The following is a 19,348-nucleotide window of genomic DNA, read 5'->3' as shown; positions in this document are numbered from 1 at the left end:
AAACAAAATCATGAAAATAAGCGCTTCATTTTATCTTTTAATCTTGGTGTGCTTGACAGCCTGTCAACAACAACCAGAACAAACAAAACTAACGACTAAGGCTACTAAACCTAACATCATTATTTTTTACGCCGATGATATGGGTTATGGTGATTTGGCGATTCAAAATCCACAATCTAAAATCCCAACACCTAATTTAGATCAATTAGCTAGAGAAGGTTTGCTAATGACAGATGCTCATAGTTCTTCTGGTGTTTGTACGCCAAGTCGATATGCTTTATTATCTGGTCGTTATCATTGGAGAGATTTTAATGATATCGTACATGCTATGGGCGAATCTGTTTTTAAAGAAAATCAGGTGACTTTACCTCGAATTCTTAAGAACAACGGTTATCACACCGCCGCAATTGGTAAATGGCATTTGGGATGGAATTGGGAGTCCATCAGAAACAAAGATTTTACTGAAAAAATAAAAGCAAAACACGGAAAGAAGGACGTCGAAATCTGGCCAGCTCAGGCTTACGATTGGGATAAACCTATTCCTAATGGTCCTTTATCTATCGGATTTGATTCTTATTTTGGCGATGGTACCATTAATTTTCCACCATATACTTGGATTGAAAATGATAAGGTAACCGAAGTACCAACAATAACGCTGGAACACCCAAAGAAAGAATTTGCCTTAGAAGGAAACTGGGAGCTAAGACCTGGCCCAGCCGTTAAAGGTTGGGATTTTTACAAGGTTTTACCTACAGTCACAAGTTCTGCAGTTAGCTTTATTAAAAACCAAGAAAAAGCGGAAAAACCATTCTTTTTATATCTGCCTTTTCCGTCACCTCATGCCCCTATTATTCCGAATGCAGCGTTTAGAGGAAAAAGCGAAGCTGGTCCTTATGGCGATTTTGTATATCAAACAGATGATGCTATCGGTCAGGTTTTAGAAGCTTTAAAATCCATTGATGCAGACGAGAATACGATTGTTATTTTTACTTCAGATAATGGATCGGAGCGTTATGCTTACGATCGTATTAAAAATTATGATCATGATAGTTCTCGTCCCTTCAGAGGCGTAAAAAGAGATATCTACGAAGGTGGACATCATGTGCCTTTTATTGTAAAATGGCCAAACAAAATAAAACCAGGAACTAAGAGTACGCAATTATTTAGTCAGATTGATCTTCTAAAGACTTTAGCATCTATTACAAATAGTGAGTTACCAAAAGGCTTTCAACACGATAGTTATAATTTTTCAGACGCCTGGTTAACGGATGCTAATGAACCCGTAAGAGCGACTATTGTCCATAATACTTGGGCATCTAAGTATGCGATTAGAAAAGGGGATTGGTTGTACATTAATAATAAAGATGGTTACCACACCAGAATTCCAAAGTGGTTTGAAGAAGGGCAGCGTTTTGCCACAGCTAAGGATACGGTTCAGCTCTTCAACCTTAAAGACGATATTGGTCAAACCACAAATTTAGCAAGTCAATTTCCAAAGAAAGTCAAGGAATTAGCCACAGCATTGCACAACGAACAAAAAACAGAAACGTTTAAAAATTAATTCTACAATGAGCATAAATCCAATAAAACACATTGTGTTAGGTGTCGTTCTTATGACAATGTTTTCATGCAACAACACTAAAAAAGAAGTTGTAGCAGAGAAAGAAGCTATAAAAAAAGAAGATTCAAGACCAAACATCATTTTTGTTTTTGCAGATGATTGGGGATATGGTGATTTAGGCGTTTATGGAAACACGGAAGTAGTTACGCCAAACATTGATAAAATGGCAGCTGAAGGAACACGTTATACACAGTTTCACGTGACTAGCGGTGTGTGTTCACCAAGTCGCGCTTCGGTGTTAACAGGACATTTTCCAGCAAGGCATCAAGTTCATGCTCATTTTGCAGGTAACGAAGTGAATGCAAGACGCAATATGCCAAACTATTTAAATGATTCCTTACCTGTGTATTTACCGAAAACCATGCAAAAAGCAGGCTATAAAACGGCACATTTTGGTAAATGGCATTTAGGAGGTGGTGGTAAACCGCATGGAGATCCTTCTGCGCCAGAACCTAAAACATATGGTTATGATGAAACTAGAGTTTGGAATGGAAACGGACCAACGTGGAAAGGCGATAAAAAATGGCCAACCACACGATTTATGGATACAGATACCTTATGGGTACAAAGTTCTAGTAAAATTGCTGTAGATGAAACGATTGATTTTATCAAAGAAAATAAGGGTAAACAACCTATGTTTGTCAATCTTTGGTTAAAAGATCCGCATACCCCTTTATGGCCTTCAGAAGAACAACGTGAAGATTTTAAAGGCTTATCACCAAGTAAGGAAACCTATTATGCGGTTTTAAAAGATGCCGATTTTCATGTGGGACGCTTATTAGAGTCCATTTCAGAAATGGGATTAGATGACAATACTTTAATTATTTTTTCTAGTGATAATGGCCCTGCAGGATGGGGACCTTCTAAAGAGGCCGGTTCTACAGCAGGTCTAAGAGGAAGAAAAGTAGATATTCTTCAAGGTGGTGTTGTGGTGCCTTTTATTGTAAAATGGAAAAATCATGTACAGGAAGGTAAAGTAGATTCTACCAGTGTATTATCTACAGTAGATTTATTGCCAACCTTTGCAGACTTAGCAGAAACAGAATTACCAAAAGACTATAGTATTGATGGAGAAAATATAACATCAATCTTAGAGAACAAAAGTTTTGAACGGACAAAACCGTTGTTTTGGGAATGGCGTTTTCCAAAAGTAAAAACAGATCATTGGGCTGAAGGTGCGGTTAGAGATGGCGATTGGAAACTCTTATTTAATGAAGACATTAATAAAGTAGAACTCTACAATATTTCTAAAGATCCGTTTGAGAAAAATAATGTAGCAGAAAGCAATAAGCAAGTGGTCAGTGAACTTAAAGGCTTATGGAACGATTGGAAAAAAGAATTACCTAAATAGATTAGCATCAATAAATAACATTAAAATGAATAGAAAAATAATTGTATTAATGGCCCTTATGGGACTGACGTTTTCATGTACGTCTCAATCAACAAAGACATCTGAAACTAAAAAAACAGAACAACCTAATGTCATTGTTATTATTACAGATGACCAAGGTTATGGGGATTTAGGTGCTCATGGTAACACCTTAGTTAAAACGCCTGCTTTGGACGAACTTCATGACGAATCTGTACGATTAACAGATTTTCATGTGGGACCAACCTGTGCGCCTTCAAGATCGGGTTTAATGACCGGACGATATGCGAATAGAGTTGGGGTTTGGCATACCATCGGCGGTGTGTCTATTTTAAGGGATGATGAAGTGACTATGGCTGATGTGTTTCAAGAAAACGGCTATGAAACCGCTATGTTTGGTAAATGGCATTTAGGAGATACGTATCCTTCTAGACCACAAGATAAAGGGTTTAAATACACTATTATGCATGGTGGCGGAGGTGTTGGACAAACACCAGATTATTGGGATAATGATTATTTTGATGATACCTATTTTAAAAATGGTGTGCCTACAAAGTTTGAGGGCTATTGTACTGATGTTTGGTTTGATGAAGCTATAAAATATATTGAAGATAAAAAGGATGAGCCGTTTTTCGCTTATATTTCTGCAAACGCACCGCACCTTCCATTCAACGTTCCTGAAGACTATTATAATCAATATAAAGATTTAGACATTCCTGAATTTCAAAAGATATTTTATGGAATGATTACCAATGTAGATGACAACGTTGCAAAACTTCAACAGAAATTGGAAGATTTAAATATTGCAGATAATACCATTGTAATTTTTATGACTGATAACGGAACGGCTTCAGGATATAAGAAAGTAGGAGGTGAACTTTACGGTTTTAATGCAGGAATGAAAGGCACCAAAAATAGTGAATATGAAGGTGGACACCGTGTGCCATTTTTCATTAAGTATCCAGGGAAAAATATTGAAGGTGGTAGAGATGTAACAGATTTAACAGCACATTTAGATATTTTACCAACCTTAGCAACCTTATGTGATTTAGAATTACCGGAAGGACAAAAAGAAATGGATGGTTCAGATATTTCGTCATTGATTTTAGGTGAAGAAGAAACCATTGGTAGAGATTATCTTATTACCGATTCTCAGCGTGTACAAAGTCCTATAAAATGGAGAAAAAGTGCGGTGATGTCAGACAAGATGCGATTGGTTAATGGTAAAGAATTATATGATATTTCTAAAGATCCAGGTCAAGAAAATGACTTAGCTGCTCAGTTCCCTGAAAAAGTAGAACAAATGCGTGGCTATTATAACGAATGGTGGAGTTCGGTCTCTACGGAGTTCAATCAGTTTCCTATTATCGTTTTAGGGTCAGATCAGCAAAACCCAATAGAATTAACCTGTCATGATACACATGTGCACGATTCTAAAATTCCATGGAATCAGAATTTCATTAGAGAAGCAAAAAAGAATCCTGTTGGCGGCGAATTTACCGTAGCCTTTGAACAATCTGGAACGTATACTATTGAATTAAGCAGATGGCCTTTTGAAGCTGATTTAGCCATTAATGCAGCTGTAGAAGGCAAAGAAGGTACCATTTCTACCGAAGCTATTGCTGAAGGTATAACCATGAATTTTAAATCTGGTGGCGTAAAAATTGGAGCTTGGGAACAAACTAAGACTGTAGAAAAAGATGCAAAAGTGATAAGCTTTACAGGTAACTTTACTGAAGGCGAAACCGATATGAGTGCTTGGTTTACGACCAAGGATAATGAAGATTGGGGAGCGTTTTATATTAGAGTAACGAGAGTATCAACAGACTTCTCTTTGATAGACTAAGCGTTATAGAGATGACACTTTACAGACACGTATTGCAAATCAGTTTATGAACTAAAAAAAGGGAACGCTAACGTTCCCTTTTTTTAGTTATATATGTGAAAGATTAGGCTACTCTTTCGAGGCTAACATCTCTGGCGCAGCAACCGTTCTAAAGCCCATATGATCGGATCCAGAATCTACAGAAACGCCCATTTTAGCCGATATTCTAAAACTAGCACAATATGAGGCATGACACAAAAATGAACCACCTTTCATCACGTGTTCTACTTGATACGGATTATTAGGATTAAAATGCTTTTCAGCCCCTTTAGGATTAACAATTGGCTTAGAGGTGTCTAATTCACTGTAATAGTTTACATTAAAAAAATCACTGGTTATTTCCCATACATTTCCAGCCATATCGTAAAGTCCAATACTATTTGGAGGATACGATTTTACAGGAGAAATAAATTCAAACCCATCTTGAGACTCATTTTTAGTAGGAAAAACGCCTTGCCATGTATTGGCATTCGCATCTAATTTTGCCGCATCATTTCCCCAAGTAAAAATGGTGTTTGTGTTTTTACCTTGTGCAGCAGACTCCCATTCAGCTTCGGTAGGTAAACGTCGATTTGCCCATTCACAATACGCTAAAGCATCTGGATAGGCCACATGAACTACAGGATAATCATCTTTACCTTCTATAGTTGATTCAGGGCCATCTGGATGCCTCCAATTCGCTCCTGTTTTCCATGTCCACCATTGTCCATAATTCTGCATGTTTACAACGGCATTAACATCTTTATTAAAAATTAAACTGCCAGGTTGAAGAATAGAGTCGTGAGGCTTCGGTGTGTTTGGAGGTAATTCTTTTTTCATGTCTTCCCAATCAATCTCACGTTCTGCGATAGTTACGTAGTTGGTTGCTTCTACAAAGGCTTTAAACTGTCTATTAGTAACTACAGTAGCATCCATAAAAAAACCATCAACAGTCACCTTATGCGCTGGCTTTTCTCTTGGCATTGCGTATTGATCTGTATCTTTGGCACCTTGTAAAAACGTTTTCTTCTCTACCCAAACCATGCCTTCAGGAGCATCAGGTATTGCAGGTGTTTCTACAGGATTAATTTTATCCGTTTTGGTAGTGTCTTGCTTTACTTCATTTTTACAACTGAAAATTGCTGTAAGTATCAATAGTAAGGCAACATTTTGAGCAAATGGTCTTTTCATAAATTTTAGATACAAATTGATTTTGTTTAAATATAGTGCTTTGTTTGTCTGCATTGTAATAACATATTAAATATAAATAGCATAAGCAAAATAACTGTTATCAATTCTCAATAAAAGAAAAAACCGTAATATGAACAAGATATTGCGGTTTTTCTTTGATGTACTTAGTTTTAAAATTGGAAGTCTATCCTATTTTACTTTATTATAACTTTTTGAGTTCGGTGTTGCGTATTACTCGTTAACTCTACAATGTAAACCCCTGTTTTTAGATTGCCAACATCAATAGTATTTGTAATGTTCGATGTATTTAATACATTTTGTAATACTAATCGACCTTGTATGTCATATAATTTAGCTGTAGTTTTAGAATTTAATTGTCCTTTAACCACTACTGTTTTTGATGATTGGTTTGAATAGATATGTAAACCATTTAACAAATTGTCATCTACGGATAGCACATTTGTTGAGAAATGTACATAGAATCGTCCTGTTCCATTTAATTCCTCAGATGGTGTAAATACATAATCACTATTATTTAATAGTGTCCAAGTGTTTGTAACATTATCCTCAAGGTAAACATTAACACTAGAAGGTAAGGTAACCGTTGTAGCATTTAGGCCTAATGTTAATTGTACACCTGCTTCATTTTTAACACCTAGTGGTACAACCACATCGTTAAAGTTGTTATATGGTAAGGCTTGAATAGCCATTTCAATATTTGTATTGTCTTCAACCAAATGTGTAAAGATACCTTTTGCAGAGCCTGCATAAGCACCAGCATCATAACCGGGATCTAAACCTCTCGTTTGGTTCTCTACAAAGTATATTTTTGTAGTGTAATTAGATGATCCGTTAGATAAGAATAGTTCTGAAAGAACATAATTAGGTGTTGATGATCTGCCAGCAATAAAATCATCTGAATTACCAATAGTTCTCATTTCTGGTTTGAAAGTTACAGTTCCTCCACCAGATTTAGTTCTAACAAAGAAACCTTGTACTGGAGTAATTTTATCAGCATAATTAAGGTTATTCCAAATTGTAAAATTACTACCATTACTATCATCTGCATCGTAACCGTAAATAGCTTGAAAAGCTCCTGTATCAAATTGACTTGAGTTCTCAGTGAAAAAAGCGCCAAAATCTAAATAAGAAGGAAACGGGTTTCCTATTAAGTTCCATTTACCATAAGTAGGGTCATCTCCATCTGAAATGGAAACAGGCACATCTACCGTAGGTGATGCTGGCTGAGCTCTAATTAAAAGCGTAGATCTTTCTCCAGCAACTGTTGCTGTTCTATAACCTATTCCAGGTACTATATTTTCAGATCCATTTGATACTTCATCCCAAGTTAGGTATTCACCAGCGTCATTGTCAAAAGGACCAAATAACTTTTGGGTTGTTAATGCTGGGTTCGCGTATAAATTAACACTGTTATCATTTACAAAATCACTAAAAACTCTCGTTGCTGGAGCAGATATTAAATCGTTGCCAGAAAACGTATTAGTATGTCTATAATATCTAATATCTCCATCTATAGCACCTTTAAAAATTATACTACCAAAACTATCAGAGTCACTCTGAGCGAAAAGTTGACCACTTCTTGTTACAGCATCGCCATTTACAATAAGTGAGTGTCCAGGAGACACTATTACGCGTTCTTTTTCAACATCCGAACCATCAAAATTTACAATGGTAAAGTTGTTTACATTGACGTCCGAATTTATTGTTATAAGGCCATGGATTATGATGTTATCGCTACTCGCATTAGGTACAACACCTCCAACCCAAGTGGATGTGTCTTCCCAATTCATTCTTTGACCAGTTGTTGAGGTGTAAGTTTCGCTTGTTGGTGTAACTTTAGTAATATAACCATCGTTATTTTGTACCAGTGTACCATCTAGTGGTTCTGCACCATCAATAAGCCATGTGTCTAATTCGGATTGCGGTACGGTGCCGCTTGTAGTTCCTATTTTAAGGACTCCAGATGTGTAGTTTTTTAAGTCTACGATACCTGTAGATATTGTAGCTCCTGAAAACTGAACTAGTGTAACTGTTGAATCAAAGTTTAATGCTAGTGTATTTGCATTAAGACTAAGATTATTCATATTGTTTTGGTTGGCATTGAATATTACTTCTGCTGTTGCAGATGCATTATTTAATATAGAACCTCCAATAGTGTTTTCTCCGTTTACAGTTAATAAAGCATCTGAAGAACCTATAAAATCGATACTACCAGAAAAACCTGTTAAATCTGAGTTAGTTCCTAAAATTAATTCATTTCTAATTCGAATACTATTACTTCCTGTGACAGTTCCATTGAATTCTATAGGGTGAACAGTAGATAAGTTAACAAGATTAACAGCCGATGTTCCTAATGCAAGTGTATTTCCATCAGCGAAAATTAATTGACTTGTTTCATCATTTCTAATTCTCTTATTTGTGTTAAAATTTATATTACAGTCAAAGATGGTTGTGGCATTGTTAGCATTATTACCAATAGCATTATTGCTTGTAGCAGCACTACCAATTGTTAAAGTCCCATTGTAAATGGTTACTGAAGTTCCAGAGATTTGTATATCATCTAAAGAAAAAGAGCCACCATTTAAATTGGCTTTAGTTTTCATGATTGCTACATCAGTCGGATATGTGCCTGTTGACCAGTTTGCTGGCGTGGTCCAAAGATCATCTGTCGTTTCTTCAAAAATTGCACCTTGCGCATTTAGTTGATAAGTGCCTAATCCTGTAAGGACTAAAAGCATCATAAAGTGTAGTTGTTTTTTCATAGGTTTGGGGGATTTATAAGTAGGAGTACAAAAATAAGCTATAATACTGACTTAGTTTTGCTTAATTCATCCAAAAACGTACTCATTTCATGTAAAACACTCTAAACAAGGCTCTAAAGACGTATGATACATTTTTAATTATTATATGGACTTATATTAATAGAAAAAGTAATTACAAACGATAATCCCACTAACCTGTAAATTAATTCTAGGTTTAACGATGAGGCACTATATATTAGTAATTCTATTATGTTTTTGAACAAAAAAGAGGCTGCCTTTTTAGACAGTCTCTTTTCTGTTTTAGATAAAAAAATGAATTTAGGACACTGTTCTTTTAAAAATCAAAGCCCATTCCGAAGGAGACTCTAACACCATCGGTAGAATTAAATACACCTAAGTTTGCAGATAATAAATCCACGGCATTTATGAAAAAACCACCACCATAAGCGTTGTGCCATTTTTCAGAAGTATCGTCTTCTAACCATATACGGCCATAATCAAAGCCTCCATAAAGCCCTAATTTAATAGGAATTAATTGTGTTTTTATACGGTTAAAACTATATCTCAAATCTGTATTTTGATAAAAGGCATTCTTTCCGGTAAAACGTTGGTTTCTATAACCTCTTAAACCATCAGTACCTCCAATTGATGCGGCCTGATAGAACTCAAACCCATCACCAAAATTTAAATGGCTCTTAAATTTTGTCGCAAAAACTAATCGTCCGGATGGATTGAGTTGTCTTGCAAAACCTATATCAGTAATTAAATAACCAAAACTACGATCGCTAACTTCTAGATTGTTTTTATAGCCTGTTTCAATGGAAATATTCATACCATTGGTTGGGTAGGCGTTATTATCGTAATTTGAATAGTCATATTTTGCGTTTATACCTCCAAAATGCTCTTCATCAAAGATATTTTCGGGTAATACGTTGTTATCCGAAACAAAACGATTATCGGTGTTTTGAATTTCATTGACTTCATAACTAACACCAAAATGTATAAGGCTTCCACGTTTAGAATTCCAGATAAGTTGTGGACTTACACGAAAAATTCTAGTTTTAACTCTGTTGTAATCTAAACCGAAATCATCATCAAAATTTTCAGTTTCATTGCCGTAGCCAAAGAAGTTGACACTATAATTTGGACTTTGGAAATGCGCTTGGAACCCAAAATTTAAACCACCAAAGACATTGACAAACTCGCCTTTATAACCTAATTCATAGCCATCGGTTGCAAAATAATAGGCAGCGTTAATTTTATGTTGCGATGTAAACGGATTACGTTCAAATCCATAAGTTGTATAGGTGTTAGTAAAACCTAATTTAAGCCCATCATCTGGGTTGGCACCTAGCATAGGAATGATTTGATTAACATTATTCTTTATTTTTCTATAATCATATACATTAGTATTATAATCATCTGTTAATTTAATTCGAGCTTTTTTAGCTTCTTTTAAATCATTTTTCTTTGATTTGTAATCATAGATAACAATGTTTTTACCGTTTTCTACTTCGTAATCATCGTTGTTTTGTCCACCAATAAGACGTACTTTAATTTTAGAAATTTTTCCTTCAATTTTAAAACTATCTTTATCATCTAAACCATAAATCCAGATTTCTTTTGTGCTTTTTGGTTCGTAGATTTTATGATGAAAACGATCTTTAATGGTGTCATCTTTTTTGCGATATAGTGCTACTTCAACCTTACCATGTTCTAAAGCTTTCACACTTATATAGTCATCTTTATTTGTTCCTGTGATAACGGCATATTTGTTAACTAACTTCAAATAGCGATCAGAAATTTTTTGAAGATTAGCACGACGTTCTTTTAGAATTGTTTTTATGGCAGCAATGTTATCGGCATCTACTTCTTTAGGTGTATTACTAAAAGCGCGGTCGATAACATCATCCGTTATTTGAGATTGAATAAATTGTACTTGTTCATCCCAATCTAGCTTATTGGCTTCTGAAATAAAAGCGACATCCAATGCAAACCCCGAAATATTAAAACCCTTAACATCTTTTAAATCTGCTTCGTATTTTCTAAATTTCCTTGCCATAGGAATAAGTGTTACACCAGCACCAAACAAAAGGCCATCAGAGACTTTAGAAAAAGCAAAGTCTCTATCTCTTGGCAAAGGCTTGTAAATTGTGGTTCCGTCGTTCTCAAATACTAACCAACGCCATTGATCTTGATGTCTGTCAGCATCACCTATAAGCATATCGAATAAGCGTGCTTTTATAAATTCTTTTTCATCTATTATTTTAGATTCATCACTTAACACGTCTTGTAGCATATCTACAGTGCTTTCAATTTCTCCTGTAAAATTCCCTGTTCCTAATGCTGTATGACCGTCAGAAGGGTGTTCTTCAAATAGGTAAAGTTCATTTCCATAATCGTCATTATATGAATTTAAAGCTTCTTGTTTAGGGATATAATATAGTTTAGGATTTAAATGTGGAAGATTAATAGCTTCCGAGAGTGCTGCCAAAGTAAAAGGAGCATATGGGTAGGCACCTGCAAAAATATCTTCTAATAAGTCTTCGGTAGCGGTGTCTGTAAATTGCCCTTCTACATATTGATCTTTAAAAATGGCTGCTTGCATAAATTGATCCGCTTGCTTTTTCATAGCACGCATTACATAACGTTTACCATCTGTATCCTTTAAATGTAGTGTTTTTGATTGAGTGCCTCCTCCTTTTCTAAATGGCTTTAGGCCACCCATTAAAGTGTCTAAGTAGGCCACTTTTGCTTTAACTTTAGTACTATAATCGTCGCGATACCGTTCGCCCCAAAGAAATTTATAAAAACCAGATTTTTTAGTGTCTTCTTTAGGATAGATTGAAGCACTTACTGAATCTAAAAGGACCTTAGGATAATTGAGTTCTGAAACTGGCTCAGGTTGTTTTATTTGTTTATAAAATTCAATTTCGCCAGCTTCAGTATTGAAGAACTGAACATCAACCGACTTATCATTTCCTATATTTAAAACGGCATAACCAGGAACGGAATGGCCATAATTATTAGGGTTTCGCATTCTTAATGGCGTACTTTTAGAACCTGAGCCACTAACAATTTGAGTAATATTGTCTGTTTCTAAATATTGCAAATTATGCTCGTGACCAGAAAGAAAAATTACATTATCATTTTGTTGTGCAGCAACCACAAGGTTTTTTCGGAGGTCATTGTAAAATTGATTTGATAAGTCCGCATTTACGATTCCGGTAGAAGTTCTTAAAATATTTTTTATAGTACCAAGAATTGGTAGTGGCTTCATGTTTTCTTTCACACCATAACGTCCATTATGTGGCCCATTACTATACATGGGATGGTGAATAGCTACTAAAGTCGTTTTTCCTCGTGCTTTTTTTATTTCACTTCTAAATTCGTCTAAAAAGTCAGCTCGCGATTTTATTTCGCAATCATCATTGATGGTAGGATGATTATTCCAATTGGTAATATACCAGTGCGAATCTACCATGAGCATAACAATATCGTCACTAAGGTTTATTTTTTCAATGGGACAGCCATTTTCTGGTTGAAAAGTGTTTTTACCTAAGGCGTCTTCAACCATTTTCTCTTGTCGCTTTAAGCCTTTTAAACCGCTGTACCAATCGTGATTTCCAGGCAAGAAATAAACATGGCCAGGGAATGTTTTAGCGGCTTCTAGTTGAAGATTTAAGGCATGTTCAGCATCTTTTATGGCTTTATCATTTTTTAAAGGAATCCCTTTAGGATAAATGTTATCTCCTAGAAATAAAAGCACGTCGTTTTTGTCTGCGTTACCAAATTGACGTTGTAACTTTAGTAAAGATTTTGGTGCTGAGCCATCGGCTTCAGGTTTTCCGACATCACCAATTAAAAAAACATTGGTCGTCTTGTTGTCGATGCCCTTAAGTTCATCATAATTAGAATTGACATTGTAGGGCTTATAAGTGGCGCAACCACTCATAAGAAATCCAGTAATAATAAACCCAAATAGTAGTTTTGCTTTCATAACATCGTCTGTTTTTACACGTTTTGTAAATCTTCTATAGTAAAAATATCTGATACTTTTTGAAGCTTTCTGTTTATATCTACTCTAATAGCTTTTATGCCACTAGCGCCTTGAAGTTCTTCTAACTCTACAATTTCGATAGCATTTCCGATGTAATTTTTGGCTTGCAAAAACTCGAAATAAGCTAAATATTCTTTTTCCATCACATTGCTTGAGTACACAACAGACAGTTTATGTGGTTGTGTTAAACGTTCATTGGTGTTTTTTATGTGCGCTTTATCGATACGCTTTTTTATCATTTCGTAGCGTACATTATAAGCGCCATCTACATCAAATTGCTTCTCATCAATGCGATAACGAATGGTAATCGGTACATCGTAAGCGAGTATTAAAGAGGCTACCTCTAATTGCAATGGAAACTCTTTTTGTTTTTCGTAGTACATGGCTTCCATCTCACAAGCTACTTGTAGTTGCCATAATCGCAAGTTGTATAAAACCGTTGGATGATAATTTAAATGCTTTGTAATGGATTGGCCAATGTAAAGGTTGTGTTCTATACCATCTGTTTTAAATTTTTCAAAATAATGCGGAAATATATCTTGCGCCTTTAGTTGTTGTTGGTCTAAAAATGAAGACAAGGCATTATTACCCATTTCAATAGTAATATCATATGCTTTTCTGGCATCGTATAAACTACTAGTGGTCTTATCGATGGTTCTTAAAAATTCGTCTACATCTTTACTGTTGTTAGAATTAGTTTGAAAATGCTCAAATAAAGGAAACAATTGTTTTTCAAAAAAGATATTAATTTCTTGTTCTGAATTGGTGTGGAAATTTTGCTTTAATTCTATTAAGTACTTATCAATTTGAAAAATTAACTGTTCGTAAAACGGTAAATTTATTTTAATTCTATTTCTAAGTAGTTCCTTACTTTTTTCCAATTGTCGTTCTAAGTCAGCTATGATGGCTTCATTTCTAGCGTTTGAAGACCCAACGACATCAATTTGACCAAAAAGCGGTACTACATCTTTAAAAACAATCTCTTCAAATACAGGATCTTCACCATAGTTTCTCTCCTGAATATATTTGCTAGCTTCTTCCTCAAATCGCCATTGAACAGACGGATGTATTGCCGTACACTCTTGTTGTATAATGGCACTTATTTCGTTCTGATGTTCTGAAAACGTCCGTTTAGAATAGCTTAATATAAAAGGTAATATAGAGTCTAGCTTCACCATGTTAATGGCATTAAGCTGATTAGTTTTAAAGGCAGCTAATTCTATTATAAAACCTAATTCTCCATTGATAGGCACAGGAATAAGCGCCGCACTTTTTAATCCTTTATCTAATAATGTTTGGCTTAGTCTATTGCCTTTGGTCTGTTTGTGATAGGTTTCTACATTTGAAATAATAATAGGTTTAGCGTCTCTAAAAAGCTGGCAGTTAATATGTTCGCATGCATATTCATTAATACTAACATCTTCGTCTTGTACTAAAGTTAACATATTAAAATTTCGATCAAACGGTGAAATAATTTTATTATGTTCTACGCTATAACTTCCGAGTTGTAAATCTGGAATATTAAATATGCGCCTAATATCGTGAATTAAATAATCAAAACTTTCGCTATTAGGTTGAATTAAATGCGTTTTAAAGTCATCGATACGTTCGTCTAATGAGGTGTCTATGAGGTTTACAATTCCGAAACCTTCAATAGTCCAAGAATCTTTTGGGAAGTATTTTTTCCAAATATCTATTGTATTGGCATTGCTTAATAACTCGTCTAAAATATCCTCAGTAATTTCAATGGCGTTTTCATTTGGATAGATGTCTAAAAAATCGGCATTAAAAGCTACACGATAACGCTTCTTTTCTCCGTTTTCATCAGTAATAGAGAGTGTTTTCGGTCGTTCAAAATCGACATTAAATTTATAATAAGCATTTAGTATTATAGCGTAAGTAAGTAAATCGAAAGAGTCTTCGTAATCCTTATACAGGTCATTAAAAACGTTATCACTTTTTTTGTGATTAGTAATGATGTTCTCTAATCTTGAACTACAATAAAATATATCATTAGAGTAGGGAGTAACTGCTGCTTTAATCTCATTTTCTGTAAGCGTTGGCGGAAAGAGTAAAGACATTAACTGATCTATAACAGGTTTGTTGGTTAAAAAATCGTCAATAGAATCGGTTCCCTTCTCTAATACAGGATGATTGTCAAATATTTTTAATGCTTCTTTTGCTTGTGACTGAACAGTGCTGTTTTTTGATTGTAACAAACCTTCAAACTTCTCTTTTAACAAACGCAAAGAGATAATTACTTTAAAAGGGCCTGTAGTTCTGTTATTCATAGTGTTTAAATTAAAATTATAAAGGCATATTTATATAATAACTATATACAAATGCCGCTGCCGATATAATAATTCCGAACATAAAAACGGTATAAGTGATGCGTAGTAATTTATATTTTCTATTAAGCACCAAACCTAAATAATACAAATCTTTAGTCAGTGAATTGTATAATGTTTCTTCGTTGTCCATTAAGTAGTCGACTCCCCATTCAAAATCTTGCAAATTCATCTTATGAAAATTTCCAAAAAAGAGAATATTTGTTTTTTTCTCTTTAATCATTTCTTTCGTAATAGCGACATTAGAAATCTTAGGTCGTGTAGATAATACCGACAGTACCACAGATGCCACACTAAAAAGCATTAAAATTAATGTAGGATACACCAAAAATAAATTCGATGGATTATCGAGCTTAGGAACTAAATTAGATAGCGCAACAGAAATAATAATAGCATTTACAGAGAGTAAAATGTTGGCTTTGGTATCTGCAATGGCGCTTAATTCTATATGATTTTTTAATTGTACACGATACATGGTTTCTACACCTCTTCCAAACTTAGTGTTTTTGTCTTTTTTGTTCTCTTTAGCCGTTAGTTTGTGTAACTTATTTTGTATTTCTAATACATTAAGTTCCTTTTTAGGTTGCCAAATTTGTTTCGCCGAATCAGAAAAAAACGAATGGTTTTTAAGGAAGATTAGATTCTGTTCCATCCATTCAATTTCAGAAAGCTCTTCGTCGTTTTTAGCATTTAATTCTTTTAATAAGTTTTCTGAAATATCTAAATAGTCTTCAGATGCGATATGACCGCAATCGGCATCTTTAATAATGGCTTCGAGGTTATTAGTTGGTTTTGATCCTGTTTTTGTGACCAAAATTAATTGCTCAACTTGGTTTAGAGTCTCTTGAGGTAGATTCTGTTCTTTTAAATAAGAACGTGCAATTTTAACGCTTTCTTCTTCATGACCAGTGTCTAAAAAAATATAGCCTGTATCATGAAACCATGCAGCCAATAGCAATACCAAAGTGTCCTGTTCTGTACAGTTTTCCTTAGCTGCTAATTCTGTAATATCCGCAACAACTCTTCTTGTATGAATGCCATTGTGATAATAGTTTGTTGGACTGAGCTGTTTAGTTAACAGTTCGGCAACGTAGATTTCTACATCGCGTAAAAGCTTTTCTTCCATATTACAAATTTACGTAGTTTTTAAGACATGAAATTATTTAATTAAAATGAAGACCTCATTTATTTAGAATATATAGTCTTAGAGGTACAGCGAATTTTATAATACCGTTTCGTAGAAAATCAATTAATAGGGTTTATTATCGATATGCTGTGATACTGCTAAAGGCTTACTTTTTAGGTTTTTTAAAAACCTTAAATGTTTCTTAATTTATGGTTTTAGCTTCAGTTTTCTTATTTGTACCCATTCTAAATTGTTATATTTGTTTTTTGAAAAACAGAGATAAAATGAAGAAACAATTATTTGCTTTGGCAGCTTTTGCTTTATTAGTTGCCTGTGGAAACGATAATAAGAAGAAGGATAATTCTGAATTAGTAGAAACAGCTAAAGATCAGGTGGTCAATGTTTATACACATCGCCATTATGAGCCAGACCAGAATATTTTCAAAATGTTTGAAGACAAAACGGGTATCGAAGTCAAAGTGATTAATGCGAGTGCAGATGAGTTAATTCAGAAAATGAAAATGGAAGGCAAGCAATCGCCTGCCGATGTATTAATAACGGTTGATGCCGGACGATTAAGTCGGGCAAAAAACCAAGGCTTGTTGCAACCAATTGAATCTGAAATTTTAGAAAAAGCCATTCCGGCGCATTTACAAGATAGCGATAACCAATGGTTTGGTTTAACAAAACGCGCACGAATTATAGCATACGCTAAAGATAGAGTGTCACCTGAAGACTTATCAACTTATGAGAATTTAGTTGAGGACAAATGGAAAGGTAAAATCTTGGTACGATCGTCTTCTAATATTTATAACCAATCCTTAATGGCATCAATCATAGCTAACAATGGTGAAGAAGCTGCTAAGAGTTGGGCTGAAGGCATGGTTGCAAATATGGCACGCTCGCCAAAAGGTTCCGATAGAGATCAAGTAAAAGCTGTAGTGGCTGGAGAAGGTGATTTGGCAATTGTAAATTCATACTATATTGGTAAAATGTTAAATTCACCAGATGCAGAAGAAGTAAAAGTAGCTAAACAAATAGGCTTGTATTTCCCAAATCAAGAAAATAGAGGAACACACATCAATGTAAGTGGTGCTGGTGTAGCCAAATATGCACCAAATAAAGAGAATGCGATTCGGTTTATTGAGTTTTTAATTAGTGAAGAAGCACAGCAAGTATTCACGGAAGCTAATTATGAATATCCAGTTTTAGAGGGTGTTGAACCTGTTCAAGATATTAAGGCTTGGGGTGATTTTAAAGAAGATAATTTAGAGCTGAATGCTTTAGGAGAAAATAATAAAAAAGCCGTTTTGATTTTTGATGAAACAGGATGGAAATAATAGCAACCCTTTTTCCTTAAAAACAAGGCTACAAAGGTTAAAAAGAGATAGTAACAGATGGTCAGTACTTACACTGACCATTGTTATTTTCTTGGCACTGCCTATTATATTTATTGGTGTAGAGCTGTTTTCTGGACCTGGTGAAACTTGGAGTCATATAGTGACGTATTTATTACCAGAGTATATTTGGAATTCATTGTATCTCGTCCTTTTTTGTAGTATACTTGTTTTGCTTTTAGGAGTGTCTTCTGCGTGGTTGGTATCCCGTTTCGATTTCTTATTTCGAAAACAAATGGAGTGGTTATTAATCTTACCACTCGCTATTCCTTCCTATATAGTAGGTTATGCCTATGCTGGGATTTTCGATTATGGAGGAAGCCTAGATTTGCTATTGAGACAGTTAAATCTCGATTTTATACGAATCGATATTATGAATAGAGCAGGACTCGCTTTTGTGTTGAGTATTTCACTATTTCCGTATGTTTATGTAAGCGCAAGAGCTTTTTTTCTTAACCAAGCTAACAATCTTCTAGAGGCGTCAAAAGTGTTGGGTGTTGGAGAACGTAAAACTTTTTTTAGACTAATGTTACCATTGGCAAGACCAGCCATTGTTGCAGGTTTAGTTTTAGTGTTAATGGAAGTGCTCAACGATTATGGTGCAGCAAGTTATTACGGTGTAAATACCTTTACCACCGGAATATTTAGATCTTGGTTTTCCCTGGAAGAGCCAGAGACAGCCGTGTATTTATCCGCATTGTTAATCGTGATTGTTTTTGCTTTAATTCTGTTTGAAAAATGGCAAGTACGAAAACTAAAGTTTACATCGTCAAAAACAAACAGTAAACAAATGCAACGAAAAACGCCGAATCGGTCTATACGATGGTTGCTATTTTCAATTGTATTTTTACCCGTGCTTTTAGGGTTTATTTTACCAGTAGGACAATTACTATATTGGGCCTTTTTAACCGCATCTACGGTTTTTGATATGCAGTTCCTTATGATTTCATTACAAAGTTTTGGCATCGCTATTTCCTCTGCAGTTCTTACTGTTTTCTTTGCGCTTTTATTGATTTATTTTTCAAAATGGAGCAACATTCGTTCTATTAAGAATATCGCTAGAATTGGTGTTTTGGGGTATGCAATTCCTGGTGCTGTAATTGCGATTGGAATTATGATTCCAACCTTAGCTTTAGACAAATGGTTGATTGGTGTTTTGGGTAACTTCGGAATTGATTCTGGACTAATCATCAACGGCACTTTAATGGTATTGCTATATGCTTATGCGGTGCGCTTTTTAGCTGTAGCGTATAATCCTATAGAATCCACAGCCTTGAAAGTTGATAATTCCATTCCGGACTCTTCAAAAGTGTTAGGTGTCGGAAACTTAAAAACGTTTTTTAAAATTGAATTCCCATTAATTAAAACAGGTGTATTTAGTGCTGTAATTTTAGTGTTTATTGATGTGATGAAAGAGCTACCCTTAACCTTAATTTTAAAACCCTATCATATAGATACACTCGCTGTAAAAGCATTTGAATATGCCAGTGATGAAATGGTTATGGAAGCAGCAATACCATCTCTTTTCATTATCTTTACTGCTATGATTCCGGTCATATTTTTAAATAAATTATTAATTAAAAAATAAG

General features: G+C 34.7%; 10 protein-coding genes. 5 read left to right on the top strand and 5 right to left on the bottom strand.

Annotated elements, in window-relative coordinates; genetic code table 11:
• The first annotated feature begins 46 nt into the window (after positions 1-46).
• Genes K1X16_RS04760 through K1X16_RS04750 form a run of 3 tightly spaced genes read left to right on the top strand, consistent with a single transcriptional unit; the run spans position 47 to position 4,836 of the window.
• On the top strand, positions 47-1,561 hold the full coding sequence (locus K1X16_RS04760) for a sulfatase family protein (RefSeq protein WP_225035421.1): 1,515 nt from the start codon (positions 47-49) through the stop codon (positions 1,559-1,561).
• Positions 1,562-1,568: 7 nt separating this feature from the next.
• Positions 1,569-2,972, top strand: coding sequence for a sulfatase (locus K1X16_RS04755; RefSeq protein ID WP_225035230.1), 1,404 nt, complete (start codon positions 1,569-1,571; stop codon positions 2,970-2,972).
• A 25-nt stretch (positions 2,973-2,997) separates the two neighbouring features.
• The gene (locus K1X16_RS04750) at positions 2,998-4,836 is read left to right on the top strand and encodes an arylsulfatase (RefSeq protein ID WP_225035229.1); all 1,839 of its coding nucleotides are present in this window, start codon (positions 2,998-3,000) and stop codon (positions 4,834-4,836) included.
• 108 nt (positions 4,837-4,944) lie between these two features.
• Here K1X16_RS04750 and K1X16_RS04745 read toward each other — a convergent pair whose 3' ends face one another.
• The 5 genes from K1X16_RS04745 to K1X16_RS04725 all read right to left on the bottom strand — a co-directional run bounded on the left by K1X16_RS04745 (position 4,945) and on the right by K1X16_RS04725 (position 16,362).
• Positions 4,945-6,045, bottom strand: coding sequence for a formylglycine-generating enzyme family protein (locus K1X16_RS04745; RefSeq protein WP_225035228.1), 1,101 nt, complete (start codon positions 6,043-6,045; stop codon positions 4,945-4,947).
• Between the two features lie 194 nt (positions 6,046-6,239).
• Positions 6,240-8,828 (bottom strand): T9SS type A sorting domain-containing protein, encoded by a 2,589-nt coding sequence (locus K1X16_RS04740; protein WP_225035227.1) that lies wholly within the window; start codon positions 8,826-8,828, stop codon positions 6,240-6,242.
• A gap of 334 nt (positions 8,829-9,162) precedes the next feature.
• Positions 9,163-12,828 (bottom strand): metallophosphoesterase, encoded by a 3,666-nt coding sequence (locus K1X16_RS04735; RefSeq protein WP_225035226.1) that lies wholly within the window; start codon positions 12,826-12,828, stop codon positions 9,163-9,165.
• Between the two features lie 14 nt (positions 12,829-12,842).
• A complete protein-coding gene (locus K1X16_RS04730; RefSeq protein ID WP_225035225.1) occupies positions 12,843-15,179 on the bottom strand; it encodes a hypothetical protein in 2,337 nt (778 codons plus the stop codon).
• 16 nt (positions 15,180-15,195) lie between these two features.
• Positions 15,196-16,362: a Pycsar system effector family protein gene (locus tag K1X16_RS04725; RefSeq protein ID WP_195869993.1), complete on the bottom strand. Its 1,167-nt coding sequence runs from the start codon at positions 16,360-16,362 to the stop codon at positions 15,196-15,198.
• 284 nt (positions 16,363-16,646) lie between these two features.
• Here K1X16_RS04725 and K1X16_RS04720 point away from each other — a divergent pair, with 284 nt between their 5' ends.
• Together K1X16_RS04720 and K1X16_RS04715 are read left to right on the top strand one after the other, a co-directional pair.
• On the top strand, positions 16,647-17,702 hold the full coding sequence (locus K1X16_RS04720; RefSeq protein ID WP_225035224.1) for a Fe(3+) ABC transporter substrate-binding protein: 1,056 nt from the start codon (positions 16,647-16,649) through the stop codon (positions 17,700-17,702).
• Positions 17,683-19,347 (top strand): ABC transporter permease, encoded by a 1,665-nt coding sequence (locus K1X16_RS04715; protein WP_225035223.1) that lies wholly within the window; start codon positions 17,683-17,685, stop codon positions 19,345-19,347. The genes K1X16_RS04720 and K1X16_RS04715 overlap by 20 nt, the downstream gene beginning before the upstream one ends.
• Position 19,348 lies beyond the last annotated feature (1 nt).

This window comes from Winogradskyella sp. SM1960 (assembly GCF_020179375.1).
Lineage (GTDB): Bacteria > Bacteroidota > Bacteroidia > Flavobacteriales > Flavobacteriaceae > Winogradskyella > Winogradskyella marina.
Note: the sequence above shows the minus strand (reverse complement) of the source record. Positions and strands in the feature narration are given on the sequence as shown.

Coding starts and splice junctions, on each gene's coding strand:
- K1X16_RS04750 (WP_225035229.1), top strand. CDS start 2,998: ATGAATAGAAAAATAATTGTATTAATGGCCCTTATGGGACTGACGTTT.
- K1X16_RS04735 (WP_225035226.1), bottom strand. CDS start 12,828: ATGAAAGCAAAACTACTATTTGGGTTTATTATTACTGGATTTCTTATG.
- K1X16_RS04730 (WP_225035225.1), bottom strand. CDS start 15,179: ATGAATAACAGAACTACAGGCCCTTTTAAAGTAATTATCTCTTTGCGT.
- K1X16_RS04745 (WP_225035228.1), bottom strand. CDS start 6,045: ATGAAAAGACCATTTGCTCAAAATGTTGCCTTACTATTGATACTTACA.
- K1X16_RS04715 (WP_225035223.1), top strand. CDS start 17,683: ATGAAACAGGATGGAAATAATAGCAACCCTTTTTCCTTAAAAACAAGG.
- K1X16_RS04725 (WP_195869993.1), bottom strand. CDS start 16,362: ATGGAAGAAAAGCTTTTACGCGATGTAGAAATCTACGTTGCCGAACTG.
- K1X16_RS04740 (WP_225035227.1), bottom strand. CDS start 8,828: ATGAAAAAACAACTACACTTTATGATGCTTTTAGTCCTTACAGGATTA.
- K1X16_RS04720 (WP_225035224.1), top strand. CDS start 16,647: ATGAAGAAACAATTATTTGCTTTGGCAGCTTTTGCTTTATTAGTTGCC.
- K1X16_RS04755 (WP_225035230.1), top strand. CDS start 1,569: ATGAGCATAAATCCAATAAAACACATTGTGTTAGGTGTCGTTCTTATG.